The sequence below is a fragment of the Pseudomonas sp. ESBL9 genome, from assembly GCF_036668715.1.
Classification (GTDB): Bacteria; Pseudomonadota; Gammaproteobacteria; order Pseudomonadales; family Pseudomonadaceae; genus Aquipseudomonas; species Aquipseudomonas lundensis.
The window spans coordinates 302525-329049 of sequence record NZ_JAZEVV010000003.1; the positions used below are offsets into that span (position 1 = coordinate 302525).

Genomic DNA, 26525 nt, shown 5'->3' on the forward strand with positions numbered 1-26525 from the left:
CTAGCAGTTTGCGTGCCAGCGATTCTAACCTGCGCGATTGCCGGGCTGTCAAAAAGGTTTTGTGAAAGCACGGCCGAGGGTTTGTAGCAGAGATTGGCGCCGTTCTTTTAGAAATTTAGGAATCCTCCTACAAAGGCTATGACGGTGTATCCGTTAGCGTTTACCTCCTTTGCCGAGGGGTGGCTTCATGATGAGGCGCACCCTCAGTTTCTGAGGAACCAAGGATGTCCACCGTTAGCCGCCAAACCCGCTTCCAGCTGACCCTCATGGGCAGCGACCAGCCCTTTTCGGTGCTGGCATTCAAAGGCGAAGAGGCCATCAGCGAGCCCTTTTCCTTTGACATTCAACTGGTCAGTGAGCAGGCCAGTCTTGACCTCGAAACCCTCTTGCACCAGCCCGCATGGCTCTCGTTTGGCCCCGGTCACGGCATTCATGGCCAGATTGAGCGCATCACCCGCGCCAGTACCGGCAAGCGCCTGACCCATTACCGCCTGACCCTGGTCCCAAGCCTTGCGTACCTCGCGCATCGCACCAACCACCGGATTTTCCAGCAGATGAGCGTGCAGCAGATCATCCGGCAGGTGCTTGAAGAGCACGGCCTGTTCAGTGACGTCTATAGCTTTGCCGGGTTCTCGGAGTACCCGCCTCGCGACTATTGCGTGCAATACGGCGAGTCGGACCTGCACTTCATCCAGCGGCTGTGTTTTGAGGAGGGTTTTCACTATTACTTCAGGCATTCGCCTGACAGGCATGAGCTGGTATTCGGCGATAAACAACAGGCCTTTACCCCGCTCAAAATGCCGACCCCTTACGTGCCAGGCAATGGCCTGGTTGCGCAAGGCCCTGTCGTCCATGACTTTCAGATGAGCCTGCAAGCCTGCACCAACCGCACGTTTACCCGCGATTACGACTTCGACAAAGCCGGGCGCACCCTTGAGGCAGACAGCCATTCGCCCTCCAGCATGCGCCCGCTGGAACGCTACACCTACCCCGGCCGCTTCACCCGCGATCAAGAAGGCCAGCGTCATAGCCTGCGCACGCTGGAGCGCCATCAGGCCCAACACTGCGTGGTCAGCGGCCAGAGCGATCAGCCCGCCTTGCTCAGCGGGCATTTTCTGACCCTCAGCGAGCACCCGACCCCTGCAAACAACGCACAGTGGCTGCTGACCCGCGTGCGGCATGAAGGCCACCAGCCGCAAGTGCTGGAAGAAGCGGCGCCCGCCGCCGACGAAGGGTTTCAGGGCTATCGCAACACCTTTGAAGGAACGCCGGAGATCGGCACCTTTCGTGCCCCGACGGTGTACGAAAAGCCGCGCATTTTCGGCAGTCAGACCGCCCGCGTCACCGGCCCGGCTGGCGAAGAAATCCATTGCGACCCGTATGGCCGGGTGCGGGTCAAATTCCATTGGGACCGCAGCCCCGTCACCGATGAACGCAGCAGTTGCTGGCTACGGGTTTCGTCGAGCTGGGCCGGGGCGCACTATGGCGGCGTCAGCGTGCCGCGGGTCGGCATGGAAGTGCTGGTGGACTTCGTCAACGGCGACCCGGACTGCCCGATCATTTCCGGGTGCCTGGCCAACAGCCTCAACCCGTTACCGCTGGACTTGCCGGCCAACAAGAGCCAAAGCGTGTTCCGCAGCCGCAGCACCCCCGGCGGCGACGGATACAACGAACTGCGCATCGAAGACCGCCAAGGCCAGGAGCTGATCTACCTGCATGCGCAGCGTGACCTTGAGCAACACATCAAACACGACAGCCGCTTGCAGGTCGACGGCCAGCGCAGCGAAACCGTGACCGGCAACAGCATCAGCGTGCTCCAGGCCGAAGAACAGCGCACCGTCAGCGCGGACCGCAAAGTGCAGATCCTGGGCAGCGATCATCTGCACATTGCAACCAGTGCCCATACCCGTGCCGGACAGAGCGTGCTGGCCGAAGCCGGGCAGGAAATCCACCTCAAGGCGGGCGCCATGGTGGTGCTGGAAGCGGGCGCAGCGCTGACGCTGAAGGCGGGCGGGCAGCATATCGTCATCAGTGCGGCGGGGATTTATTGCAGTTCGCCCATCCAACTGGGAGGCGTGCCAATACCGGGCACGCCGGCGATGCCGTTAACACCGGGCGCGGTGGAGGTCTTGCACAGTGTTGAGCTGGACCCGGCGACCCAGATACAGGCGTTGAACCTCAAGGCACCGGCGTGTCCGCAGTGCGAAACCTTGAAAAAGACCGTTGCAGTGGGAGGCGCTCATGCTGACGCCTGACGCCTTGCCTCGCGACCTGCCTTGGCAGCGCAATGCCTATTTGTTTCTGGACGGTATCAGTGTGAGCAACCTACGCGTCCGGTTGCACGAGTGGTTCGACGCGCCGGATTTCCAGCTGTTGTATGCCAACACACCGCTGGCGTCCTGCAATGCCGTTTCTCCCTGCCTGGTTACGCTCAACGGCCTGCAAACGTCGGGCTTGCAGCCTTATTTCAAGCAGATTGCTGAAGAATGGGGCTACCTGATTTTCAGCCAGGCCAGCGCCTATGAGGTCATCTGTCATTTGCGCGCGCTGCTCAATGCGCAGTACCCGCAAGGGCCGAATGTCTGGTTGCGGGTGGCTGACCCCGCCGTGATGCACGCCTTGCTCACCCATGCCGCCAGCGCGCACACGCCACACATGTTCGGCCCGATGGAGCAGGTGGTGCTGCCGGATGTGGTCAGCGATGCGTGGCACCACCATGTGCGCAACGGTGATCTGCCTCAGCCCTTGGGGCCTCAACCGTATGCGCTGTGTGATCGCCAGGTGGCCTTGCTTGATGAGGTTCGTCTGCGGGCTACCTGGATCAACCTGCATCAGCACGTGCGTGGAACATTCCCGCATGCGCCGATCGGTCAGGACGCGCCAGCGCGCTGGGCGTGGATTCGCCAAATCACCGAGGAGGCGTATGGGTTGGGATTCAGCAGTGAACACGACATCTGCCTGTACGCCAACGTGCAAGTGTTATTAGGGCATGACGGGGTGACACAGCATCCCGACATCGTCGAATTGCTGACCCGACCGTCCTCGCTCACGCCTGCCCAGCGCATTACACACGCCGCCGAACTGGCGCTCGCTCGCAGCCACTGCGTTGAGGACCTCACGGCATGAGCGCAGGGCGAGATAAAGCCCATACCCTTGGTGCTGGCAGGCCTATGTCCCCTGTTGGGTGAAGGCGACAGTGCATCCCGAGATTAAACAACAAGGGTTCAAACAGGCGGCGAAGGCGCTGGAGGTTGATGGGGTAGAGAGCCAAGTCGCAGGGTTAACCCTCCGGTTTGGAGTACGGGCTCGTCATGAGGTGAGGGCCTGCGGCAGCAGTCAAAAAGGGTGATTTAAATGAATGAAGATCGATATGAGCACACACCGCGCGCGGGCGACCATGCTAAAGCCGCTGATTGTGAAATGTTGTTTCTAGCGCCCAAGCCGGTTCCAACGGGGTTTACGCCCTTTAGTATTCAGAAGATAAATCGACACACGAGTGATGTGTTTATAGATGTGGGACCTGGCGTCCGTAATTTCGAGTTTGAGTTTCGACTGGCTGCGGGATTCTTAGTGAGTGTGGCTTTAATTTTTACGATTTTGAATGTGATTATTTCTTTAGGCGCTTACGCCCAAGGGCATGGTTTCAGGCGTGTGCTGATCGATAACGTTAACAATGCCTATGTGCTGGGGGGTGCAGGGTTCCTGTTGATCGCCGTTGGGATGTTTCTCTATAAGTGGGTCAAACGCGATATGACTCATCCCTGCATGCGTTTTAATCGCCAGCGCCGCGAAGTGGCGTATGCGCCCAAACACGGCCAGCCGCCGTTTATCGTGCCGTGGGAGGAAGTGGTTGCCGGGGTTACGTTCAGCCGGACTGTCAATGAACACGTAAAGGTGACTGCTTCGTTGATGATCGGATTGCATGACCGCGCCAGTGGCGCCCTGCAATGGATGAGCATTCCCAGGGATAACCTGAAACTGGCGATCAGCGAGTGGGAAGCACTGCGGGTTTATATGGAAGAAGGGCAGCTGCGGGGGATGCGGGACACGTTGTTGACGGATGAAGCATGCACCCCCGGCACTGTTGCCCACTTCCATCAGTGCCGCCGGGTATACCGCGACACCCACTCGGCGCTGGCGTACTGCTTTGGATTTTTGATGGTTCAGTGGTGTAGCGGCTGGACCTTGCCCTGCCGACTGGCTCAATGGCTAAAAACGCGGCCCAAGGCGACGTTTCCGAAGTCCATTGTTGAATGGTCGACATCACTCCCACCGAAACACCATGCCAAGCCCAGCGCCGAGTTGCTGCAAAAAAGTGCGCAGGTGCACGAGGCCTATGGCAAGGGCATAAACGTGCTGGGGTATTTCAATATTGAAGTCCCGGATCGGGTTTGATTAACGACTGAGTCGTTCATATGGTTGAGATTTGTCCTGCATAAAACTCGGAACAGGATGATGTTTCGGCGCTGTGGAAGGGAGCAATGTCGCCGCTTTCATTCGTCTGGAACTCCCCTATGACACAGGACACAGCACTCGCGGGCGTTAAGCCCGCCGAGTTTCATGTGATGTCGATCAAAAAGTTCATCTTCATGTACGCCATCACCATGGGGTGGTACTTGATAATTTGGTTCTATGTGCAGTGGAGGCAGTACAAGCGTTCGACCGGCGTTAATGTGTGGCCTGCCTTCAGAAGTGGTATCGGTTTGTTGTATGTTTTTTCACTCTTCAGCAAAGTGCAGCGCGCACTCGTTGAGTCCGGTCGCGACTATGAGTGGTTTCCGACCGCCCGCGCCATCGTGCTGTTTACCGCTTGGATCGTCTCGAACGCCACCCTGTTGATGGAGCCGGAACCCGTCCTGTTTGTGCTTCACGCAGGGGTGTTGGCGCTCTGCTGCTGGGGACTGGCAGGGGCTCAGAAGGCGATCAATTTTCTGCACAACGACCTTCAAGGCAAACAGAACCAGGCACTGAGTCTTGGCGAAAGCGTGTGCGCAGTCGGTGGGGGCGTTATGTGGGTGTTGTTGATCGTGACGTCGTCACTTGTGATTGACATGCCCATTGAATAAACGCACCTGCGGGATTGATTGATTGTTCGCAGGCCATAAAAAACCGGGCACCTTCACAGGTGCCCGGTTTTTTTCAGCTGACGGTTACGGCATCAACCGATGGTCATCAAGCTGGCGTTACCCCCCGCTGCAGCGGTGTTGACGCTCAGAGCGCGCTCGATCACCAGGCGTTCCAGTGCGATGTTGGTTTCGCCTTGGGACAGACCTTGCACACCGACGATAGCGCCCGCACGTTTGGCCACTTGCTGGCACACATCGCGCAATTGGTCGCAGTCGCCATGGTGCAGCACGGCATCGAACACCACCTCGTCCTTGGTCCAGTCAGCGACCTGTTTGATGCGTGCCTGTACTTCTTTGGGCAGGCGGGTCAGCAAGGCTTTGGCCAATTCGCTGTCCGGCACGACCGCCGAGCTGCCCACGGCCAGAACGCCAGCCAGTTGAGTCAGCAGGTCGCTTTCAGTGTCGGCCAGGCACAGCACGTGTTCGCGCGGCAGGATGGCGTAGCTGTTGCGCTCGCCCGTCGGGCCATTCAGCAGGCGGGTAATACCGCTTTGCGAATGGGCGGCGAACTCGCTGCACAGTTCGGCCAAGGCCGCTTGCTGATTGTTTTGTGCCCAGCTTTGCAGCGCTTTGAGGGGTTTGCTCAAGGCTTCGCGGGCCTGGGTGTCTGGCGCGCTGATGGCGTCAACTTTCGCGAACGATTGCTCAATGGCATCGGCCGGACGGGTCGACAGCAGGCGGAACAGGTACAACGGGCCACCGGCTTTCGGGCCAGTGCCTGACAGGCCTTCACCACCGAACGGTTGCACGCCGACCACGGCGCCGACGATGTTGCGGTTCACGTAGACGTTGCCCGCATTGACGCTGTTGACCACTTTGGCGATGGTCTCGTCGATGCGCGTGTGTACACCCAGCGTGAGGCCGTAGCCCGACGCGTTGATTTGCGCGATCAGGTTGTCGAGGTCTTTGCGCTTGTAGCGAACCACGTGCAACACCGGGCCGAAGATTTCGCGCTCCAGCTCGTCAAAGCTTTCGAGTTCAATCAGGGTCGGCATGACGAAGGTGCCACGCTTGCACTCTTCGATGTCGGCAATGGCCATCTGGTACACGTTGCGGCCCTTGTCGCGCATGCCCTGGATGTGTTTTTCGATGCCGGCTTTGGCTTCGGCGTCGATCACCGGGCCAATGTCCACGCACAGGCGCTCAGGGTTGCCCATGCGCGATTCGGCCATGGCACCTTTGAGCATTTCGATGACGCGATCAGCCGAATCTTCCTGCAAGCACAAGACACGCAGCGCCGAACAACGCTGACCGGCACTGTCGAAGGCCGAAGACACCACGTCGATGACCACTTGTTCGGTCAGCGCCGAGGAGTCGACGATCATGGCGTTCTGGCCACCCGTTTCAGCGATCAGCGGGATTGGACGGCCTTGGGCATCCAGACGGCCCGCGATGTTGCGTTGCAGCAGACGGGCGACTTCGGTGGAGCCGGTGAACATCACGCCTTTGACGCGATCGTCGCCGACCAGACGGGCACCCACGGTTTCGCCACGGCCCGGCAGCAGTTGCAAGACGCCTTCCGGGATACCGGCTTCCAGCAGGATGCGCACTGCTTGTGCCGCCACCAGCGGCGTTTGCTCGGCAGGTTTGGCGAGTACCGGGTTACCGGCAGCTAGCGCGGCAGCCACTTGACCGCTGAAAATGGCCAGCGGGAAGTTCCACGGGCTGATGCACACCACTGGGCCCAGTGGGCGGTGGGCATCATTGGTCAGGTCGTTGCGTGCCTGTACGGCGTAGTAGCGCAAGAAGTCGACGGCTTCGCGGACTTCAGCGATGGCGTTGGCGTAGGTCTTGCCCGCCTCACGTGCCAACAGGCCCATGAGTGGCTGGATCTCGGCTTCCATCAAGTCAGCAGCACGTTCCAGAATGGCCGCGCGTTCGGCGGGCGGGGTGGCCTGCCAGATCGGCGCAACGTTCAGGGCGCACTGGATCGCGTTGTCGGCGTCTTCAACCGTGGCTTCCTGCACGTGGCCAACCACGTCACGCAGATCGGACGGGTTGAACACAGGGGCCGGGGTTTCAGTGCTGGACGCGCAACCGAGCATCGGCGCGGCTTTCCAGTCATTGTGGGCAGTGGCCAGCAAGGCGCAGGACAGCGACGCCAGGCGGTGTTCGTTGGCCATGTCGATGCCGCTGGAGTTGGCGCGTTCGCTGCCATAGAGGTCGCGTGGCAACGGGATGCGCGGATGTGGCAAGCCGAAGCCACCTTCCTGCGCAGCCATTTGCTCGATCTGCGCGATCGGGTCGGCCACCAGCTCCTGAATCGAAATGCTGTGGTCGGCAATGCGGTTCACGAACGAGGTGTTGGCGCCGTTTTCCAACAGACGACGCACCAGATACGCCAGCAATGTTTCGTGGGTGCCGACCGGTGCGTACACGCGGCAAGGACGGTTCAGCTTGCCTTCGGAGACTTTGCCCACCACTTGCTCGTACAGCGGTTCGCCCATGCCGTGCAGGCATTGGAACTCGTACTGTCCGGGGTAATAGTTCTGACCCGCGATGTGGTAAATGGCCGACAGTGTCTGGGCGTTGTGGGTTGCGAATTGCGGGTAGATGGCTTCTGGCACGGCCAGTAGTTTTTTCGCGCAGGCAAGGTACGACACGTCGGTGTACACCTTGCGCGTGTAGACCGGATAGCCTTCCAGGCCTTCCACTTGGGCGCGTTTGATTTCGCTGTCCCAGTAGGCGCCTTTTACCAGGCGGATCATCAGGCGATGACGGCTGCGGCGTGCCAGATCGATGACGTAGTCGATCACGTACGGGCAGCGCTTCTGGTAAGCCTGAATCACGAAGCCGATGCCGTTCCAGCCCGCCAGTTGTGGTTCGAAGCACAGACGCTCCAGCAGATCGAGCGACAGCTCAAGGCGATCGGCTTCTTCGGCGTCGATGTTCAGGCCGATGTCATATTGCTTGGCCAGCAAGGTCAGCGACAGCAGGCGCGGGTACAGCTCGTCCATCACACGCTCGTACTGGGCGCGGCTGTAACGCGGGTGCAGGGCCGACAGCTTGATCGAAATGCCAGGGCCTTCATAAATGCCGCGGCCATTCGACGCTTTGCCGATGGAGTGGATCGCCTGCTCGTAGGACGCGAGGTATTTTTGCGCGTCAAGCTCGGTGAGTGCTGCCTCACCCAGCATGTCGTAGGAATAACGGAAGCCTTTGGCCTCAAAGCGCGTGGCGTTGGCCAGGGCTTCAGCGATGGTTTCGCCGGTTACAAACTGTTCGCCCATCAGGCGCATGGCCATGTCGACGCCCTTACGGATCATCGGCTCGCCGCTTTTACCAATGATGCGGCTCAGGGAGGAGGTCAGGCCTGCTTCGTTGTGGGTCGAGACCAGTTTGCCGGTCAGCAACAGGCCCCAGGTCGCGGCGTTGACGAACAGCGACGGGCTGTTGCCCAAGTGCGGGTGCCAGTTGCCGGTGCTGATCTTGTCGCGAATCAGCGCGTCGCGGGTGCCTTTGTCCGGGATGCGCAGCAGCGCTTCGGCCAGGCACATCAGGGCCACACCTTCCTGAGACGACAGGGAGAACTCTTGCAGCAGGCCCTGAACGATGCCTGCACGGCCGCCGGCGCTTTTCTGATTGCGCAGTTTTTCGGCAATCGAGGCTGCCAGGGTTTGCGTGGCTTCGGACATTGGTGCAGGCAGACGGGCCTGTTCAATCAGCATCGGCACCACTTCGGGTTCCGGGCGACGATAAGCCGAAGTGATCGCGGCGCGCAGTACGGACTGTGGCAGGATGCTTTCTGCGAACTCCAGGAAGCACTGGTGAGCGTGATCGGTTTGCACGTCGTCGGCGTCATCGCTGGCCGCGCCAGGGATACCGCTCAACTCGGTCAGGGTTGCACCACCCTCGAGTTTTTCCAGGTAATTGAAGATTGCCTGCTTGATCAGCCAGTGGGGCGTGCGATCAATCGAAGTCGCGGCGGCCTTCAGGCGCTCGCGGGTCGGGTCATCAAGTTTGACCCCAAGGGTGGTGGTAGCCATATTTTTATCCTCATGGGTGCCGCATTTGCGCGGCAGCAGCTGGCGGCAAGATTAGCTCCGCGCACAACGAGGTGCAACCTAGTGCAACCCGTTTTTTTGAGGATTGTTCGACACTTCGTCAGGAATTTTCCTTGGCTGGATTTTTTTGCACAGCGTTGGTGCTTTTTCTTTGCTTATGTGCGGTTCTTGCTCCGAAAAGGAGCAAAAAAACCGAATTGAGATGAAAAGGCGACAAGGTGCAACTTGTCAGACAAAAACTGGTTGCACCTGATTTGCTTTGTTGCATAGCATTCGCCGCTAAGGTGCAACCGCTTCACTGTTTGGTTCATCGGCTGATGATTTTCCTGGGGAAACGTCAGTTATAAATGCGCGGCTATGTTCTTCGTCTCAAACAGGACGTTTGTGAGCGTCCCACCAGACCGCTGCTAAACATAAAAACAATGCCAGGGCTTAATTCAATGAGTGTTAGTAACCCAACCCTGATCACGTTCGTGATCTATATCGTGGCAATGGTGCTGATTGGCTTCATGGCCTATCGCTCCACCAATAACCTGTCTGATTACATTCTTGGCGGCCGTAGTTTGGGTAGCGTTGTGACGGCATTGTCCGCTGGCGCCTCCGACATGAGCGGCTGGTTGTTGATGGGTTTACCGGGTGCGATTTATGTTTCCGGCCTGTCGGAAAGCTGGATTGCCATCGGTCTGGTGACCGGGGCCTACCTGAACTGGCTGTTTGTGGCAGGTCGCCTGCGGGTACAGACCGAGCACAACGGCGATGCACTGACCCTTCCGGATTACTTCGCCAGCCGTTTTGAAGACAAGAGCGGCCTGCTGCGGATCATCTCTGCCATCGTGATTCTGGTGTTCTTCACCATCTACTGTGCTTCCGGCATCGTGGCCGGTGCCCGCCTGTTCGAAAGCACCTTCGGCATGCCGTACGAAACCGCACTGTGGGCGGGCGCTGCAGCGACCATCGCCTACACCTTCGTCGGCGGTTTCCTGGCGGTCAGCTGGACGGACACCGTTCAGGCCACCCTGATGATTTTCGCGTTGATCCTGACGCCCATCATTGTGCTGTTGGCGACCGGCGGCGTGGATACCACCTTCCTGGCGATCGAAGCGCAAGACCCAAGCAACTTCGACATGCTCAAAGGCACGACCTTCATCGGCATCATCTCGCTGATGGGCTGGGGTCTGGGTTACTTCGGCCAGCCGCACATTCTGGCGCGCTTCATGGCTGCCGACTCCGTGAAATCGATCGCCAAGGCGCGTCGCATTTCCATGGCCTGGATGATCCTGTGCCTGGCCGGTACGGTTGCCGTGGGCTTCTTCGGTATCGCTTACTTCTCGGCACACCCTGAAGTGGCTGGTCCCGTGACCGAAAACCCTGAGCGTGTATTCATTGAGCTGGCCAAGTTGCTGTTCAACCCATGGATTGCTGGTGTGTTGCTGTCGGCTATTCTGGCTGCCGTGATGAGCACCTTGAGCTGCCAGTTGCTGGTATGTTCCAGCGCCCTGACCGAAGACTTCTATAAAGCCTTCCTGCGTAAAAATGCTTCGCAGAAAGAACTGGTGTGGGTCGGTCGCGCCATGGTGCTGGTGGTTGCGTTGATCGCCATCTTACTGGCGGCCAACCCTGACAACCGCGTTCTGGGCCTGGTGAGCTACGCATGGGCAGGCTTCGGTGCCGCGTTCGGCCCCGTGGTTCTGATCTCTGTGCTGTGGAAAGGCATGACCCGTAACGGCGCATTGGCCGGTATTGTGGTCGGCGCTGTCACGGTTATCGTGTGGAAGCACTTCGAATTGTTGGGCCTGTACGAGATCATCCCGGGCTTCATCTTCGCCAGCATCGCCATTCTGGCGGTCAGCTCCATGGGCAAAGGCCCAAGCAGCAAGATGATTGAGCGCTTTGATGCTGCCGAGAAAGACTTCAAGCTGAACCAATAAGTCCATCGAGCTTTTGCTCAAGTGTCGACACCTGAAAAACCGCCTCTCTGGAGGCGGTTTTTTTTGCAGTGGGCTTTGCGGATAAGGCGCACAGACCGGCTTGCCGTATGAAAAATCCGGGTGACTGCCGGGAAGCGTCTGAGACTGTTTTTGCCCGAATGATCTCGACTAGCCTCTCATCAGCGCTCGCTTTTGAGCGCCTTCATTCAGGAGTTAGCAGATGAGCACTAAAGTACTTCGCGGTGATATTTCACTTCATAAAATACCGTTTCAGTTTCAACGCCATTACGTTTGGACGATCCAGCTATTTATTCTCCAGGCTGACGGTGTTCGAAAGCAGATTGGTTTTATCAGTGAGCCCACCTCCATCAGGGAACCGTGGGATTTTGCGTTTCATTTCGACGATGACCATGTCCCTGAAAGCGTTGCACACTACGTCATTCGCGTAGAGGTGCTCGATGGAAGTGCGCTGGTTGCAGATGCGGATCACAGTTTCTCGGCTGCCTGGCAAAACGATGCCCCAAGCACGCAACATCTGGTGCTGGAGCCTCAGGCGATTTGACCTGCTAAACCGTCTGGCACTGTATTGGGCATAACGCCTGACGGTAGGGGCTGCACAGGGTAAACTTCGCCCCCTGCGCAGGAGCAACCATGAACTATCGTCACGCCTTCCACGCCGGCAACCATGCTGACGTCCTTAAACATATTGTTTTGACCCGCCTCATCGCCTTGATGTCGCGTAAAGAGCAGCCCTTTGCCTACCTGGATACCCATGCGGGCATTGGTCTGTACGACCTTCAAGGGGATCAGGCCACTCGCACCGGCGAGTACCTGGAGGGCATTGCACGCCTGTGGGGGCAGAAAGACTTGCCCGCCGTGACAGCGGATTACATGCACGTGCTGCACAAGATGAACCCGGACGGTGAGTTGCGTTACTACCCGGGTTCGCCTGAATTGGCGCGGCGTTTGACCCGCTCTCAGGACCGCGTGTTATTGAACGAGAAACACCCGCAAGATGGTGTGTTGCTCAAAGACAACATGAAGGGCGATCGCCGCGTTGCGGTGCATTTGGGTGAAGGCTGGCACGTGCCGCGTGCGCTGCTGCCCGTGGCCGAAAAGCGCGGACTGATGCTGATTGATCCGCCGTTTGAAAAGCTCGACGAAATGAAACGCTGCGCAGAGTCGCTCAAAGATGCCATCAGCCGGATGCGTCAGACCGTTGTCGCGATCTGGTACCCGATCAAGGACAAGCGTCAGCTGCGTCGTTTTTATCAGGACCTGGCGGGTTCAGGCGCGCCGAAGCTCTTGCAGGTGGAGTTGTTTGTCCACCCGCTCGACACGCCCAATAGCCTCAATGGCTCGGGCTTGGCGATTGCCAACCCGCCTTGGGGTCTGGAAGAAGAGCTGCGCGAGCTGTTGCCGTGGTTGGCCAAAAAACTGGGGCAAACCCAGGGCGGCTGGCAGATGGAATGGTTGATCGCGGAGTAGGTCATTGCCCGACCGCACTGATGGCTGGGGCGGCGGAATCGAATCGCCGCCTCCCGCTGCGTGAGGCGGCGTCGTGTTGCGGTGCGCGCGTTGTAGCCCTTTAAATCGGGCAGGTCACGCCTGTGCCGCCAATCCCGCAATAACCCTCAGGGTTTTTGGCCAGGTATTGCTGGTGATAAGCCTCGGCAAAGTACACCGTCGGGGCCTTATCGATTTCAGTGGTGATGGTGCCTTTACCTGCTTTGGTCAGTTCGGCCAGGTAGGCCTCTTTGCTGGCCTTGGCGACTGCGAGTTGTTCAAGCGTGGTGCAATAGATCACCGAACGGTATTGGGTGCCGATGTCGTTGCCCTGGCGCATCCCCTGAGTCGGGTCGTGCAGCTCCCAGAACATTTTCAGCAGTGCTTCATAGCTGACCTTGTCCTGATCGTAGACCACCAGCACGACTTCAGTGTGGCCAGTCAGGCCCGAGCACACTTCTTCGTACGTCGGGTTGGGGGTCGAGCCGCCCGCATAGCCCACGACGGTGCTGACCACGCCATTTTTTTGCCAGAACTTGCGTTCCGCGCCCCAGAAACAACCCAGGCCGAAAATGGCAAAGCCGACATTGCCAATAAAAGGGCCCAGCAGCGGGGTGTTTTCGAACACGAAATGCTTTTCGGGCAGCACCATAGGCGTTTCACGGCCCGGCAGGGCTTGTTCAGGGGTAGGTAGCACGTTTTTATTCACCAGGATTTCCGAGCGCAAGACCATGTTTCAAGCCCTCTCAGTCAGTTTGTAAAAATGTAGACCGCCAGTGTGCCCGAGTGTTGCGGCGCTGTCAGTCCAGAGGGCCACGCGGGTAGCGTTTGAGTTTTTCCACCAGTTCGCTGCCAGGAATCGGTCGGTCAAACAGGTAGCCCTGGCCCACATCGCAGCGATGGCGGCGCAAGAAGGCCAGTTGCTCGGCGGTTTCAATGCCCTCGGCCACGACTTTGAGCTTGAGGTTGTGCGCCATGGCGATCACGGCTGAGGTGATTTCCATGTCGTCCTGGTTGTCCGGGATCTCATTGATGAAGCTGCGATCGATCTTGATGATGTCGATCGGGAATTTCTTCAAGTAGCTGAGCGATGAGTAGCCCGTACCGAAATCGTCCATGGCCAGGGTCAGGCCCAGTTTTTTCAGTTGGTCGAGCTGCAGGTGAGTGTCTTCGGTGGCTTCGAGCAGCAGGCCTTCGGTCAGTTCCAGCTCCAGCAAACGCGCGGGCAGTTGTTCTTCCTTGAGGATGCTGGCAATCGAGGCAACCAGGTCGGGGTCGGAAAACTGCTTGGGCGACAGGTTAATGGCGACTTGCAGGTTGCCCAGGCCTTCGGCGCTCAACTGCTTGCTCATGCGGCAGGCCTGACGTGCAATCCACTTGCCGATAGGGATGATCAGGCCGGTTTCTTCGGCCACGCTGATGAACTGGTCAGGGCGGATCATGCCGCGCTCCGGGTGGTTCCAGCGCAGCAACGCTTCCATCCCCAGCAACCGGCCTGTGCGCAGGCACAGTTTGGGCTGGTAAAAGACGTCAAGCTCGTTTTGGGTCAGGGCGCGGCGCAGGTTGTTTTCGACGAACAGCTTGTAGCTGGCTTCGGCGTTCAGCGCTTCGGTAAACACCTGAACCTGATGTTTGCCATTGGCTTTGGCTTTGTGCAGGGCAAGGCCTGCGTTACGCATCAAGGTTTGCGGGTCGCGGCCGTGCAGCGGTGCGCTGGCCACGCCTACCGAGCCGGTCACGCTGATTAACTGGTTGTCGACGAACATGGGTTTGTCGAGGGTCATCAACAACTGGCAGGCTATCTGCTGGCCGGCTTCAAGGTCCGTGTCGTCGAGCAACACCGCGAACTCATTACTGGCAAACCGCGCCAGACTGCCGCTAGGGCTCAGGCTATTGCGCAGGCGGCGTGCGAGGCTGATCAGCAGTTTGTCGCCGGTCTGGTGACCGAGGCTGTCGTTGATGCGTTTGAAATTGTCGATGTCCACCAGCAGCAGGCAAAGCGGGGCATCATCGTGACGGTTGAAGCGTTCATCAAGGTTGCGAATGAAGGCGGGGCGATTGCCCAGATTCGTCAGGTTGTCGGTATAGGCCAGGCGCTCGATGCGCTGTTGGGCCAGTTTGGACTCGGTAATGTCTTCATAAATACCGATGTAATGCGTCAACTCGCGGTTGTCGCCGTAGACCTTGGAAATCGACAGTTGCCCCCAGTAGGGTTCCAGGTTTTTACGTCGGCTTTTGAATTCGCCTTGCCAACTGTTGCTTTTGCTCAGGCTTGATTGCGCGTCGAACAGCAGTTCGCTGAGGTTCTCCAGCGCGGGCAGCTCGGACAGTTTGTGACCCTGCACTTCTTCGGTGCTGTATTGGGTGATGGCTGTAAAACTGGGGTTTACGTACTCCACCACGCCATCGCAATTGACCAGCAAGAAGGCATTTGCGCTTTGTTCCACGGCCCGCTGGAACAGATGCAGCGCATTGGTGGCCGTGCGCCGGTTGTGGTTGTTGATGACCTGCGCGAACTGGTCGGCCAGCTCTCCGGCAAAGGCTATTTCATCGGCCTGCCACACGCGGGTGCTGCCTGTTTGCTCAAGGCACAGCACGCCCACCACCTGACCATCGATGCGGATACTGGCGTCGAGCATGGCGTTAACATCGCTCCGGCTGAGGCTGGCAGCCAGTTCGCGGGTGCGTGGGTCACGGGTGGCGTTTTGCGCGTCAATCGAGCGGCTGGTGTGCAGGGCTTCGAGGTAATCCGGGAAGTCGCTGGCATCGAAAATATCGTGGGCGACGTAGGCATTACTTTCGCGCTCGTAAGCGGAAATAGGCAGCAGGCGGTTGCCTTCGAGGTTCCACAGGCTGGCGCCGTCGATTTGATAGATGTCGCAGGCGCTGCGGGTGATCAGCTCCGCGGCTTCTTGCAGGGAGTTGTTCTGGCTATAACGATGGCGGGCCAGGCGCAGGATCAAGTCTTGCTGGGCGCGGACACGCTCCAGGTGCTGAAGTTGCTCTTGCTGGGCGCGCTGGTTGAGTTCAAGGGCAATCTGCAAGCGGGAGTTCTGGGTTTCGAGATCATCCAGCGGCACCGGGGGCGCGCTGTTGACGGCCGACTCAACCACCAGCAGGTAGCCACGTAACAGGTGCCGATTATGTTGTTTGTAGGCTTCGCCCAGTTCCATCAGGCTCAGCGCGCCCAAGGAGGTGTGCAGGGTGTAATGCACCACGTAATACGGGTTGACCCCCAACTGGAGTTGGATTGCGTCGTGCAACCGGTAGCGTGCTTGCGGTTCCATCAGGCTGGCATAAGGCGACCCCAGCAACGAACACAGCTCCACGGCCGGCAAGCCGAATTGGCGCTCGCAATTAGGGTCCAGGTAAAGCAGTGCCCAGCTGGCGTCATTAAGCCGCTCGAAACGCAGCATCCCGAGCCGGGAAGGCACAGGTAACTGCGTGACGACCTCGGCTGCCGCTCGCGGGACAGCATCGGGTTGGCTTTTCATCGGGAAACTCGCTTCACAAATGCTGTTTACGCATGGGCTGGCGCCTGTTACTGCGGTTTGAGCAAGGTTGCATCATGCTCACTGCGCTGACAAGTGAGCATGCAGGCTAAGTGCTATATGGGGTTATCGGCAGGCAGTCCCATTCCTGCATGCCGACTGTCGTACGTTTCAGATTTATGACTTTCACATCAGGGCGAGGGTCACGGATTCGATTTTTCTGCCTTTTTTATCGTGAAAGTCCACGGTTAACTGGTCCGCTTGCAGCGTCAGGCAAGCGAAATTGTCTTCGCTGATCATGCGGCTGGTCATTGAGACCTCATAAGCGCCGGCACTGTTGGTGGCCAAGGGGCGGTCGAAGATCAGGTTGTTGGCTTTGGCGTAGGGCAGCATTTTTGAGTTGCACAGCGGCGAAGAAACGATGCTGTGTACGAGGAAGTCAGGGTCTTGGCTATGCCGCAATTGGCTGGTCAACGAGCCATGAATATCGCCGGATACAAAAATGACGTTTTTGATCTTGTTGGTACGAATGGTCTCAAGAATACGTGTGCGCTGGGCTGAGTAAGCCTGCCAGCCATCGTCGCCATGTTTGTTTTGGTCGGGGAAGACCAGCACGCTGCTGACAATGAATTTCACGTTGGCCGGGCTCTGGATCAGCCATTTAAGTAACGCGTTTTCCTGCTCGACGCCCAGCATGCGTTTGTCGCTGCCCTTCAGTGTGCGCTGCGTGCGGCAATCCATGACAAACCAGTCGCTGTCGCCGTCGGCAAACGAGTACCAATAGCGCGATGCCTTTCGGTTGATGTGTCCGTCGGGCAGCCGCTCAAGCGCCGGGCCATGGCTGCACTGATAGATTTCATAAGCACGGATGGCATTTTGATAAAGCGCTTTGTCGGTGCTGCTTTGATTGGCGGGCCAGTTATCCTCGATTTCATGGTCATCGAGAATCATGTACGTCGGTGTGCCCGACATTAAGGTGCGGATGTGAGGCTGAGAAAAGGCGCAGCGGTATTTGTGCGCGATGGAGGGGTAATCACGGTCGGGCGCCACGATGTTCAAATCATCAACGTAGACCTGATCGCCGATCATCAGCAGCGCATCGAGCGGTTGGTGGGCTGACAGCGACTGAATCGCGCTGAAAATGGCGTCCCCGAGTTCGGGCGCAGACGGCACGCCCAAGGTGAGCCTGAGGTAGCGACAAGACCCCACGATATAACGACGTGCCCGATTGCGTTCGGTGCTTGCAGTCTTGAAGGTGTAAACGGTTTGTGGCCATTGCAGCGGTATCTTTGCCACGGTTTCGGCGGTGTGGTCGGGGTGCGTGGTGTTGAACCAGCCCGCTTGGTATTCGTAGGGCGTGTCGGCTTCAAGGTTGTCCAGCACCAGGGTGTCGGACATGTCGTAGGCGTCATCGAGCTTTGAATAAACACCCGAAGACCACAGCGGTTCGCCGCGTTTACGATGCCGAATGCCTGCGAAAACCGGGTCATCCTGGCTGGGGGCGCCGCGCAGAAAAATGCGCGCATGGTGAGCAGTGGTGTAGCCCAGAATCGGGCCGACAGTGGGTCCATTCACATCGAAATCCTTTCTGATGTTTAAAAAAATCTTTTTTTAAACATAGAAGTGGCCCCACGGGATGACCTGTCCGTGAGTTCGACGCGAACTGTAGGCCGCAGCGATCAGCGCCTGTGTGACCCTATCGATATGAACACCGCAAAACACAACTTCCAGCCCGGTGACTGGCGCAACCGGGCTGCTGGCGAGGCGTTACACAATGGAGTCTAAGTCCAGGAAATATGGCTTCCCGGCTGAAGCGACCTCCAAGTCATACCCCGTGAGCTGAGGGATCATCGCGATTTGCACCTGCACCTGGTTCTCGCGCTGGGCCATCCAGCGATCCAGCGTGGGTTGCAACTGGTCAGACTGCGCGGCGGTGCCGTAGACATCCTTAAGGGTCAGGTAACGATCGTTCTGGGTTTTGAGGCGTTGCAGGGCCGTGCCCAGCTTGCCGTACTCGCCTGAATAGTCGTTGACGGTCTGAATGTAGTCGGGCTCGTTATTGGCATACCCCTTGGTGTCGGCGGCTTCTCTGCTCTTGTTCAACACCTGTTTGCGCATGGTTTGCAGCGCCTCACTCACCAGCCTGTACTCACGGTTGGTGACCACCGTCTGACTGTCTTTCTCGGTTTGCTGCCAGCGCCGCAAGGTGGCCCATGAGAACGGGATGTAAGCGCCCGCCAAACTGTGATCCCCAAAACTCATGAACTGTTGGATTAAACCACCGCGCCAAGGAAGGTCCCCGTCCTTGGCCAGGGCGCGGGTGCAAGCGGCCTCTTCGATAGAGGCACAACCGGGGTTCCAGAGAATGGAAGATTTTTCCTCGGCGCCGAAACGCACGGGCATGAAGTGGTGCAACGTGCCGTGATGCTCATACGGTTTGCCGCCGACCCGCACCAGGCCTCCGACAAAAATCAAAATGGCCATCACCGGGTTGATCACAAACAGCGAAGCGAGCCCCGGAAGCCAGATGGTACGCCGGGCATTCATCCAGGGCGCGGGTACGCTGGGCACCACGTCGTCGTTGTTGACCATACGATGGTGAACCAGCGGCCTGGCGGCCTCGACGAAAGCCGCATCACCCGCGCGTGGCGCGCCGTAGGTGTAGAGGAGGATGTCGTACTGTTGCTCTTTATCGTTGCGCAAGGCCTCGGCGAGGATCAGTGCAATTGCCCCGCCCAAACTATGGCCGGTAATAACGATTTTTTGACCAGTGAAGAACTGAAGCAGATATTTTTGAATGAATTTTTTTAGCGCCTTGTAGGCATCGTAAAAACCGTGGTGAACATGACCTGTACCCTCTTCAAAAGGCACCTGTACAGCATCGGCATCACGCCACCAGTCTGACTTTTCAAGCGTGCCACGTATGCCGATCAGGATGATTTCATCATGGTGCGTGATATAGGCCTGGGTGCTTTTACCGCTCAGCCAGTACTTATTGTGATCGGTGAAAAAATGAAGATTGGCCGGATGCTCTTGCTCTTCTTCTTTCTCCGGCAAATTCATTTCATAAAGCGTGGGGTCGAAGGGCAGGATTTCGAAGCGTTTGGAGTAGGGCACCTCTTCATAAAGAGGGTAATAGCGGGTGACCGAAGATTGGTCTTTTTCGACCCTCCAGCTTTGGCGGAAGTTTGCCAGGGCATCCCCGAAAAAGTTGCCGACACTGGGGTTAAATTTGAATTCGACAGTATGAGTAGGCCTGACGGGCGGCTTTTGGCCGAAATCCGAATAACTCAGCCCGGCCATGATGGAGAGCTGATACAAATTCAAGGCGCTGAATTCATTCGCGGTTGAAAGCAGGGGCCTGAAGGCACGCAGAGGGCGAACTTCCAGCACGGTATGGCGATTAGGCATTAGCCCGACACCGTACAGGTCGGACGCGTCTTGCCCCGGCGATAACTGAGCCACTGCGTCAAGCAGTGCTTTTTTGGGCGGGTAGTGACGGTCAACCACCGGCGGTAAATGCGCGCCGTTTTTAACCAGGTCGCGAACCTCCACCTGAATGAAATTGCCGTCGTTCTTATTGGCAGGGTTGTGCTCGGTACGGAAGCCGTCTTTGTGGAAAAATTGGGTTTTTTCTGCTCGGACTTGGAGTTCGGTGATGGGGAGCGGGTAAGATTTTCTAATTTTCAGGTCGTTATACGTCACCTCACTGCCAGCGTAGGAAGTATCAAGGCATAAAATTACAGGGCCCTTATAACACTCTTTGATTTTCGCGAAACCCTCAGAATCCAGAGTGCCTCGGTATATTTGATCTGCACTATCTCTCAAGGTATAGCTCAGCCCTGCATAGGCATCTCCCTTCCCTTGTTCGTCAACGAGTTGAAAACTTACCCAGTTTTCTTTCAAAGGACACGCGAGCATATCCGCACTGAATACGGGTTCTTCCCAATCGGTTTTTTTTTCGTATGTACTCATAACGAGCATCCTTATTCAGTGCAATTGGGATAGACAGAGCAATCACGACCATCGGGCATTTTGAATTTTTTGAATTGCGGCGGAGTCACACACAGCTCTTCTATATCCCTACCCCAATTTCCTTTGCAGGGTTTCCAGCCAGCGGCTGTCTTAATCCAGTAGCGGTTAAAATAAGGCTCTTCCTCCTTCGCCACACTTAACACCAACTTGACTGTCGAGTCCGCCAACAGATCGCGATGCAAGCGGCCGCCAATCATGCGTTTTTCCATATCGCCGTTTGTATTCAAGGCTCTGCACATCGGGATTTTTACGATGTAGCGATATGGGCCCATAGTTCTGAATAACCACTGGCATTGCCCTTTGAACACTTGAACTACGGGCGTTTGTTCTGAGGGTTCGTCTGAAACAGAAAAACTGGCTGTTTCTTGTCCCATATCTAATTCGCGGGGCCCCCATTGCCCCTCAATAGTCAGCTTCAGCCCTCGCAGTACCATCGAGCAGCCATGGTCGTCATCGGTCAGTGGGACTTTGAACTCAACTTGATGGGCTGTTTTGGGTTGCTCCGGCTTGAAAAACAGGCTGCCTGTCGTGAACGCTTCGCCGGTGGGGGCGATGCAGGTTTCACCGGGCGCGGGTTTGTAGTTGGCAGTGCCCGTCACCGTAAAGTTTTCAGGCACGTCAGCCTGAAAGGTGAAGGTTTTGGGTGGGGTCATTGAGCAGCCCGACATCACCAAAGCCAAAGCGCCCAGGCACACAACCTGCCCCCATTTGATGGTGGGCATCAGCGGCTTCCCATTTGGCGTGTTTACATGTTTATTCATTTTTTAATGTCCTTATTCAGTGCAGTAGGGGTAAATAGTGCAGTCACGACCATCAGGCATTTTGAAGTTTTTAAATTGCGGGGGACTTACGCACAATTCTTCTATATCCCGGCCCCAATTCCCTTTACAGGGTTTCCAGCCAGCGGCTGTCCTAATCCAATAGCGATTGAAATAAGGCTCCTCCTCCTTTGCCACACTTAACACTAACCGGACTGTCGAGTTCGCCAACAGATCGCGGTGCAAACGACCGCCGATCATGCGTTTTTCCATGTCGCCGTTTGCATTCAAGGCTCTGCACATGGGGATTTTTACGATGTAGCGATATGGGCCCATAGTTCTGAATAACCACTGGCATTGCCCTTCAAACACTTGAGGCGTAGAGGCTTGTTGCGAGGTCTCATCTGAAATAGAGAAGTTGGCAGATTCTTGTGAAGTATGCTCTCTGCCTGGCCCCCACCGCCCCTCAATAGTCAGCTTCAAACTGTGAAGCACTGACGAGCAACCATGTTCGTTGTCGGTCAGTGGCACTTTAAATTCAACTTGGTGGGCCGTTTTTGGCTGGTCCGGTTTGAAGTGCAGACGACCGACGCGGAACGGTTTGCCGGATCGGCCCGTGCAGGTTTCTCCGGGCGCAGGTATGTAATTTCCTGTACCGGTCACCGTAAAGTTTTCAGGCACGTCAGCCTGAAAGGTGAAGGTTTTGGGCGGGGTCATTGAGCAGCCCGACATCACCAAAGCAAAAGCGCCCAGGCACACTGTTTGCACCCAGTTGATGGCGGGTATTCGCACGTTCCCATCGCAAATGTTTAGGCGTGTTTTCATTGTTTATTGTTCTTGTTCAGTGCAGTTGGGATAAACAGTGCAATCGCGACCGTCCGGCATTTTGAAAGACTCAAGAAATTTATACGGCTTGGTGCAAGGCTCCTCATTTTGAGTGCCCCAAACGCCTGTACAGGCTTTCCACCCTTTTGGAGTTTCAATCCACCAGCCTTTGTAGTAAGGCTTTTCAATTTTGGCCACGCTCAACACCAACTTGACTGTCGAGTCCGCCAATTGATCGCGGTGCAAACGACCGCCGATCATGCGTTTTTCCATGTCGCCGTTTGCATTCAAGGCTCTGCACATGGGGATTTTTACGATGTAGCGATATGGACCCATAGTTCTGAATAACCACTGGCATTGCCCTTCAAACACTTGAGGCGTAGAGGCTTGTTGCGAGGTTTCATTTGAAATAGAGAAGTTGGCAGATTCTTGTGAAGTATGCTCTCTGCCTGGCCCCCACCGCCCCTCAATGGTCAGCTTCAAACTGTGAAGCACTGACGAGCAACCATGTTCGTTATCAGTCAGCGGCACTTTGAATTCAACCTGATGGGCCGTGTTGGGTTGTTCCGGTTTGAAGTGCAGACGACCGACGCGGAACGGTTTGCCGGATCGGCCCGTGCAGGTTTCTCCGGGCGCAGGTATGTAATTGCCTGTGCCGGTCACTGTGAAGTTTTCAGGTACGTCAGCCTGAAAGGTGAAGGTTTTGGGCGGGGTCATTGAGCAGCCCGACATCACCAAAGCAAAAGCGCCCAGGCACACGGTTTGCACCCAGTTGATGGCGGGTATTCGCACGTTCCCATCGCAAATATTTAGACGTGTTTTCATTGTTTATTGTTCTTGTTCAGTGCAGTTGGGATAAACAGTGCAATCGCGACCGTCGGGCATTTTGAAGGGTTTGAAATCGGTGGTGTTCCCAAAGCAGAAGGCATCCCTATCGTCAAGATCTTCTCCCATACAGCGTTTCCATCCCTGAGGAAACTTAACCCAGTTATCTCCAACGGCTGGTTCTTCTTCCTTCGCCACAGACAACACCAACTTGACTGTCGAGTCCGCCAACAGATCGCGATGCAAGCGGCCGCCGATCATGCGTTTTTCCATGTCGCCGTTTGCATTCAAGGCTCTGCACTTTGGAATTTTTACGATGTAGCGATACGGGCCCATGGTTCTGAATAACCACTGGCATTGCCCTTTGAACACTTGAACTACGGGCGTTTGTTCTGAGGGGTCGTCTGAAACAGAAAAACTGGCTGTTTCTTGTCCCATATCTAATTCGCGGGGCCCCCATTGCCCCTCAATAGTCAGCTTCAGCCCTCGCAGTATCATCGAGCAGCCATGGTCGTCGTCGGTCAGTGGGACTTTGAACTCAACCTGATGGGCTGTTTTGGGTTGCTCCGGCTTGAAAAACAGGCTGCCTGTCGTGAACGCTTCGCCGGTGGGGGCGATGCAGGTTTCACCGGGCGCGGGTTTGTAGTTGGCAGTGCCCGTCACCGTAAAGTTTTCAGGCACGTCAGCCTGAAAGGTGAAGGTTTTGGGTGGGGTCAGTGAGCAGCCGGTAAGGAGGCTCATGCTGGTGCTCAAGAGCCATGCACGCAGGTTAGGCTTCATAGGGGAGTTTCTCCCGCCCAGAACTGCACTTCGCTCAACAGTCGCTCAAAGTGGGCCTGGGGTGTTTCGTGGTCGCGGGGGGACCAGTTTTTTATCAGCGGCCGCTCCAGGGTCTCTAAACGGTGCAGCACTAAAAAGTGCAGCTGTTCGGGCGTGTTCCAGTTCCAGTGCCGCGCTTGGGTCAGTTGCTCGGCCAGCCACTCGTCCGGGTCTCGATGCTGGCTGAGTGCGAGCATTTCATCGCTGCGTTCGGCCCACAGGTAGCGGTAGATATTGGTGTGCAGGATGTCGATGGCCAGCAACGGCGGGGCCGGGACGTTGAGCCACGCCGGTTGGTCGGGCACGGGGTGTTCACCGGGCGCGGGGTTGTGGGTGACGTCCCAGCGCGATTGGGCCCAGTAACACACGCTGGTGACAGGCCCCAGGTAGCCGGGCCGAGAGTCTTCTGGCATGAACGCCAGCGCCCGGGCCAGTACCCGGTTGTCGTGGAAACGGTACAGCGCCTGATTCGGGCGGGTGCCGGTGATGATGCGTTCGCGCCAGTGCCGGGTCAGGGCGGGCAGTTGCTGTTGGGGCAGGCTGGCCAGCCAGCCCCAGTGGCGCTGCGGCTCGGCCAGCAGTGTTTCGAGCACGGCGTATTCCCGGGGCTCGATGATGAAGATAAAGGGCCCTGCATCGGCCAGTTCGCTGACCGGGGTCTGGTGATAGACCCCGCAGTAGCGTTCGTAATCGCAGCTTAGCAACAACTGTTGACGGGTCTCGCGCTCGTCTTCGGAGTCCAGCACCAGGGCAATGGCCTGGCCGAGTTGACGCTGTTCGCTCATCCATTGCACGACGGTGGTGAGGCTCATGATGTGGCTCCTTGCGGCAGGCAGACGCCGTCTTTGCACGCCTCGCAGAGGGGGCAGAAGTCAGTCCCCTTGGCTTTACTGGCCTTCATCAGGGCCGCCAGTGTGGGCGCAATCAGAGGTTTGGCAGCGATGGCCTGCGCCTGGGCTGCCTGTAATGGCGCGACGCCGGGCACGGGCGCACCGCCGACCACGATCGGCACGCTGCTGAAAATCCCCCCGCCATTGATCACGATGTGTTGGCCGCCCGCGCTCAGGGTCAAGCTGGCCCCGGCGTTGATGACCACGTGGGTCGCGGTGACATGGGCGTGGGCTCCCCCCTGCATCACCCACGTGCCGTCGACCTGGGTACTGCTGTTGCCGGTGACCGACAGTTGCTCGTTGCCTTCGATCACGGTGTCGCGCAGCCCTTGGGTGGTGTGCTGTTCGTTTCCTTTGATGAGGCTGGTGCTGTTGCCGCCAACCTGCTCGAAACGGTCGTTATCAATCAGGCTGCGGCTGTCGCGGGTGATGTGTTCGGCGCGGTCGCGGCCGATTGTTGTGTCGCTGTCGTTCAGCACGATGTGTTCGAGATCGCGCTGTGCCCGCAGAAAGATTTTTTCCTGCCCGGCACGGTCTTCAATTGACAGTTCGTTGTAACCGCCGGTGTGCGGCGAGCTGTGGCTGCGCATCACTGTTCGGGTTTTATTGGCCGGCAGCGGGTAGGGCACAGGTGTTGATGTGTTGGGCACGCAGCCGGTGATCAGCGGTTTGTCGGGGTCTCCTTCGACATAGGTGACCACCACCTCCATGCCGACGCGGGGGAGGGTACTGGCCCCGAAATGCTTGCCCGCCCAGCTCGATGACACGCGTACCCAACAACTGCTTTTGTCGCTGTCCAGTTCGGCCCGGTCCCATGGCAGCTCGATCCGCACGCGTCCCAGTTCATCGCAAAAAATCTCTTGGCCCTCCGGGCCGGTCACACGGGCGGTCTGGGTCACGAGCGGAGGGCGCGGGGGTGTCAGGGGCGGGCGGTAGAACACGTCCCACGGGATAGCGCTGAACTGGTTGCGGTAACCCTGGGTGAAGCCGTCTGCGGGTTGCACATCGCTGCTGACGGACTCTTCCAGCGCCTGGGGCTGCAGGCCTTCATGATGGACGCTGAGCAGCAACCACAAGTCGTTACAGGCTTTACGCGGGTGTTGGGTCAGGGTGAAGAAGTGGCCGCTGCGTAACACGGGCTGATCGCTATGGCCTTCAGCCAGGCGATAGTCGCTGCGATGGCGCTCCAGGGCTTGCCGGGCCAGTTGCCTGCCGCGCTTCTCGCTGTCGATCAGCGCCGGGTACTGATAGTCCTCAAGCGCGGGGGCAAAGTCTGCCGTGAAATCGCTTTGCAGCAGCAGGCTGGGGCGCTTGAGGTCGTAGTCGCGACGCGTGACGGTGCTGGTCCGGGTGCTCAGGCGCTGGGAGAACTGCTGAATCACTGGGTGGTCAGCCACGGTGCCAGTGCCTTGTTGGTAAGGCGTTTCTCCCAAAAGAGGGAAGTAGGTCTGGGTGTCTGTGAAGACCAGCAAGTGGCCGTCTTTACTGTGCTGGTGATGCCAGGCGATACCCTCTTCGGCGCACAGGCGCTGCAAGAACTCAAAATCAGTCTCGGCGTATTGCGTGCAGTATTCACGCACCGGGCTGTGGTGGACGTTGAAGGCGTAAGCATCTGCCTGGATGCCATGGCCCCCAAGCACCTTGGCCAGCACGTGCGGCACGCTCAGGTGCTGGAAAATGCGCGGGTTCTGGCTGAACTGCAAATAGTGCAGGGCGGGTACAAGGCTGACGCTATAACGCGTCAGGCGCTTGCCGGATTCCCCGACGTATACCTCTTCGATATGGCCGTGGAGCCCTTCGCCTTTATGGCCGAACTGTAGAAAAGCGGGCTGGCACAATAATGATTCGAGATCGATATTCGAATTTTCGCTGACCAACTCGATGCGAATGGCGTACAGCTGGCTGATCGCTTCCTTGCCGTTGAATGCCAAGACTTTGAAGTCGTTACGCACGTTCGGGATGAGCAAGGAAAAGTGAGCTGTATTGGCCTGCGCGAACATGTTTTTTACCCATGAAAAGAGTGAATTCAGCCCCGCAGGCCTGAATGGGAACTAAGTGGGTAATCAACTTTCATGCCACTGTTTTTTAAAGCCTTGTTTATACGGGAGTTATTTTTTTTTGGATTTTTAGAGGGGTAATTTACCCGTGAAAAGTTAGGGAAAGTTCGAAAAAGTGCGCAAGAAGTTGCGCAGTACTGTGCAACTTCTTGCGCACTTGCTTGTATGTATTGAACAGTATGGGCTTCAGCGATGTATCCACACACTTATCCACAGTGAGGTGTGCAAAAAGTTGCGCATAATGGCCTTTAGCTATTATGT

The 26525-nt window shown here is 57.4% G+C and carries 18 protein-coding genes; 7 read left to right on the top strand and 11 right to left on the bottom strand.

Annotation, left to right across the window (positions count from 1 at the left end):
- Window positions 1-224 precede the first annotated feature (224 nt).
- The 4 genes from V6F78_RS11105 (at window position 225) to V6F78_RS11120 (ending at window position 5066) form a co-directional block, all read left to right on the top strand.
- On the top strand, window positions 225-2255 hold the full coding sequence (locus V6F78_RS11105; protein ID WP_332727210.1) for a type VI secretion system Vgr family protein: 2031 nt from the start codon (window positions 225-227) through the stop codon (window positions 2253-2255).
- Entirely contained in the window at window positions 2242-3126 is an 885-nt protein-coding gene (locus tag V6F78_RS11110; protein WP_052959346.1) for a DUF4123 domain-containing protein, read from the top strand. The genes V6F78_RS11105 and V6F78_RS11110 overlap by 14 nt, the downstream gene beginning before the upstream one ends.
- Before the next feature lie 228 nt (window positions 3127-3354).
- The gene (locus V6F78_RS11115) at window positions 3355-4395 is read left to right on the top strand and encodes a hypothetical protein (protein WP_052959347.1); all 1041 of its coding nucleotides are present in this window, start codon (window positions 3355-3357) and stop codon (window positions 4393-4395) included.
- An 86-nt stretch (window positions 4396-4481) separates the two neighbouring features.
- A complete protein-coding gene (locus tag V6F78_RS11120; protein ID WP_143517909.1) occupies window positions 4482-5066 on the top strand; it encodes a hypothetical protein in 585 nt (194 codons plus the stop codon).
- Between the two features lie 92 nt (window positions 5067-5158).
- On the opposite strand, the gene putA is transcribed toward V6F78_RS11120, so the two are convergent.
- On the bottom strand, window positions 5159-9112 hold the full coding sequence (putA, locus tag V6F78_RS11125) for a trifunctional transcriptional regulator/proline dehydrogenase/L-glutamate gamma-semialdehyde dehydrogenase (RefSeq protein WP_332727212.1): 3954 nt from the start codon (window positions 9110-9112) through the stop codon (window positions 5159-5161).
- A gap of 458 nt (window positions 9113-9570) precedes the next feature.
- Here putA and putP point away from each other — a divergent pair, with 458 nt between their 5' ends.
- From putP to V6F78_RS11140, 3 genes are all read left to right on the top strand, one after another.
- Entirely contained in the window at window positions 9571-11058 is a 1488-nt protein-coding gene (gene putP / locus V6F78_RS11130) for a sodium/proline symporter PutP (protein WP_047291531.1), read from the top strand.
- Window positions 11059-11278: 220 nt separating this feature from the next.
- The gene (locus V6F78_RS11135) at window positions 11279-11620 is read left to right on the top strand and encodes a hypothetical protein (RefSeq protein ID WP_048377079.1); all 342 of its coding nucleotides are present in this window, start codon (window positions 11279-11281) and stop codon (window positions 11618-11620) included.
- Window positions 11621-11709: 89 nt separating this feature from the next.
- The gene (locus tag V6F78_RS11140) at window positions 11710-12546 is read left to right on the top strand and encodes a 23S rRNA (adenine(2030)-N(6))-methyltransferase RlmJ (RefSeq protein ID WP_047291535.1); all 837 of its coding nucleotides are present in this window, start codon (window positions 11710-11712) and stop codon (window positions 12544-12546) included.
- 100 nt (window positions 12547-12646) lie between these two features.
- Here V6F78_RS11140 and msrA read toward each other — a convergent pair whose 3' ends face one another.
- From msrA to tssI, 10 genes are all read right to left on the bottom strand, one after another.
- On the bottom strand, window positions 12647-13297 hold the full coding sequence (gene msrA / locus V6F78_RS11145; RefSeq protein WP_332727215.1) for a peptide-methionine (S)-S-oxide reductase MsrA: 651 nt from the start codon (window positions 13295-13297) through the stop codon (window positions 12647-12649).
- A gap of 67 nt (window positions 13298-13364) precedes the next feature.
- A complete protein-coding gene (locus tag V6F78_RS11150) occupies window positions 13365-16058 on the bottom strand; it encodes a putative bifunctional diguanylate cyclase/phosphodiesterase (RefSeq protein WP_094990062.1) in 2694 nt (897 codons plus the stop codon).
- Window positions 16059-16241: 183 nt separating this feature from the next.
- Window positions 16242-17630, bottom strand: a complete 1389-nt coding sequence (locus V6F78_RS11155; protein ID WP_094990063.1) for an alkaline phosphatase D family protein — start codon at window positions 17628-17630, stop codon at window positions 16242-16244.
- A gap of 192 nt (window positions 17631-17822) precedes the next feature.
- Window positions 17823-20030: a lipase family protein gene (locus V6F78_RS11160; protein ID WP_169839403.1), complete on the bottom strand. Its 2208-nt coding sequence runs from the start codon at window positions 20028-20030 to the stop codon at window positions 17823-17825.
- 11 nt (window positions 20031-20041) lie between these two features.
- Window positions 20042-20851 (bottom strand): hypothetical protein, encoded by an 810-nt coding sequence (locus V6F78_RS11165; RefSeq protein ID WP_257011118.1) that lies wholly within the window; start codon window positions 20849-20851, stop codon window positions 20042-20044.
- A 12-nt stretch (window positions 20852-20863) separates the two neighbouring features.
- The gene (locus V6F78_RS11170; RefSeq protein ID WP_257011119.1) at window positions 20864-21673 is read right to left on the bottom strand and encodes a hypothetical protein; all 810 of its coding nucleotides are present in this window, start codon (window positions 21671-21673) and stop codon (window positions 20864-20866) included.
- Between the two features lie 3 nt (window positions 21674-21676).
- Window positions 21677-22336 carry a hypothetical protein gene (locus V6F78_RS11175; protein WP_332727218.1) on the bottom strand — a complete coding sequence of 220 codons (660 nt, stop codon included), beginning with the start codon at window positions 22334-22336 and terminating at the stop codon, window positions 21677-21679.
- Window positions 22337-22501: 165 nt separating this feature from the next.
- Complete coding sequence (locus V6F78_RS11180; protein WP_332727220.1) at window positions 22502-23278, bottom strand: hypothetical protein; 777 nt, start codon at window positions 23276-23278, stop codon at window positions 22502-22504.
- On the bottom strand, window positions 23275-24129 hold the full coding sequence (locus tag V6F78_RS11185) for a DUF4123 domain-containing protein (RefSeq protein ID WP_332727221.1): 855 nt from the start codon (window positions 24127-24129) through the stop codon (window positions 23275-23277). Before V6F78_RS11185 ends, V6F78_RS11180 begins: the two co-directional genes overlap by 4 nt.
- Window positions 24126-26207: a type VI secretion system tip protein TssI/VgrG gene (tssI, locus tag V6F78_RS11190; RefSeq protein ID WP_047291582.1), complete on the bottom strand. Its 2082-nt coding sequence runs from the start codon at window positions 26205-26207 to the stop codon at window positions 24126-24128. Before tssI ends, V6F78_RS11185 begins: the two co-directional genes overlap by 4 nt.
- Window positions 26208-26525 lie beyond the last annotated feature (318 nt).

Coding starts and splice junctions, on each gene's coding strand:
- V6F78_RS11105 (WP_332727210.1), top strand. CDS start 225: ATGTCCACCGTTAGCCGCCAAACCCGCTTCCAGCTGACCCTCATGGGC.
- V6F78_RS11110 (WP_052959346.1), top strand. CDS start 2,242: ATGCTGACGCCTGACGCCTTGCCTCGCGACCTGCCTTGGCAGCGCAAT.
- V6F78_RS11115 (WP_052959347.1), top strand. CDS start 3,355: ATGAATGAAGATCGATATGAGCACACACCGCGCGCGGGCGACCATGCT.
- V6F78_RS11120 (WP_143517909.1), top strand. CDS start 4,482: ATGTCGCCGCTTTCATTCGTCTGGAACTCCCCTATGACACAGGACACA.
- putA (WP_332727212.1), bottom strand. CDS start 9,112: ATGGCTACCACCACCCTTGGGGTCAAACTTGATGACCCGACCCGCGAG.
- putP (WP_047291531.1), top strand. CDS start 9,571: ATGAGTGTTAGTAACCCAACCCTGATCACGTTCGTGATCTATATCGTG.
- V6F78_RS11135 (WP_048377079.1), top strand. CDS start 11,279: ATGAGCACTAAAGTACTTCGCGGTGATATTTCACTTCATAAAATACCG.
- V6F78_RS11140 (WP_047291535.1), top strand. CDS start 11,710: ATGAACTATCGTCACGCCTTCCACGCCGGCAACCATGCTGACGTCCTT.
- msrA (WP_332727215.1), bottom strand. CDS start 13,297: ATGGTCTTGCGCTCGGAAATCCTGGTGAATAAAAACGTGCTACCTACC.
- V6F78_RS11150 (WP_094990062.1), bottom strand. CDS start 16,058: ATGAAAAGCCAACCCGATGCTGTCCCGCGAGCGGCAGCCGAGGTCGTC.
- V6F78_RS11160 (WP_169839403.1), bottom strand. CDS start 20,030: ATGAGTACATACGAAAAAAAAACCGATTGGGAAGAACCCGTATTCAGT.
- V6F78_RS11165 (WP_257011118.1), bottom strand. CDS start 20,851: ATGAATAAACATGTAAACACGCCAAATGGGAAGCCGCTGATGCCCACC.
- V6F78_RS11170 (WP_257011119.1), bottom strand. CDS start 21,673: ATGAAAACACGCCTAAACATTTGCGATGGGAACGTGCGAATACCCGCC.
- V6F78_RS11180 (WP_332727220.1), bottom strand. CDS start 23,278: ATGAAGCCTAACCTGCGTGCATGGCTCTTGAGCACCAGCATGAGCCTC.
- V6F78_RS11185 (WP_332727221.1), bottom strand. CDS start 24,129: ATGAGCCTCACCACCGTCGTGCAATGGATGAGCGAACAGCGTCAACTC.
- tssI (WP_047291582.1), bottom strand. CDS start 26,207: ATGTTCGCGCAGGCCAATACAGCTCACTTTTCCTTGCTCATCCCGAAC.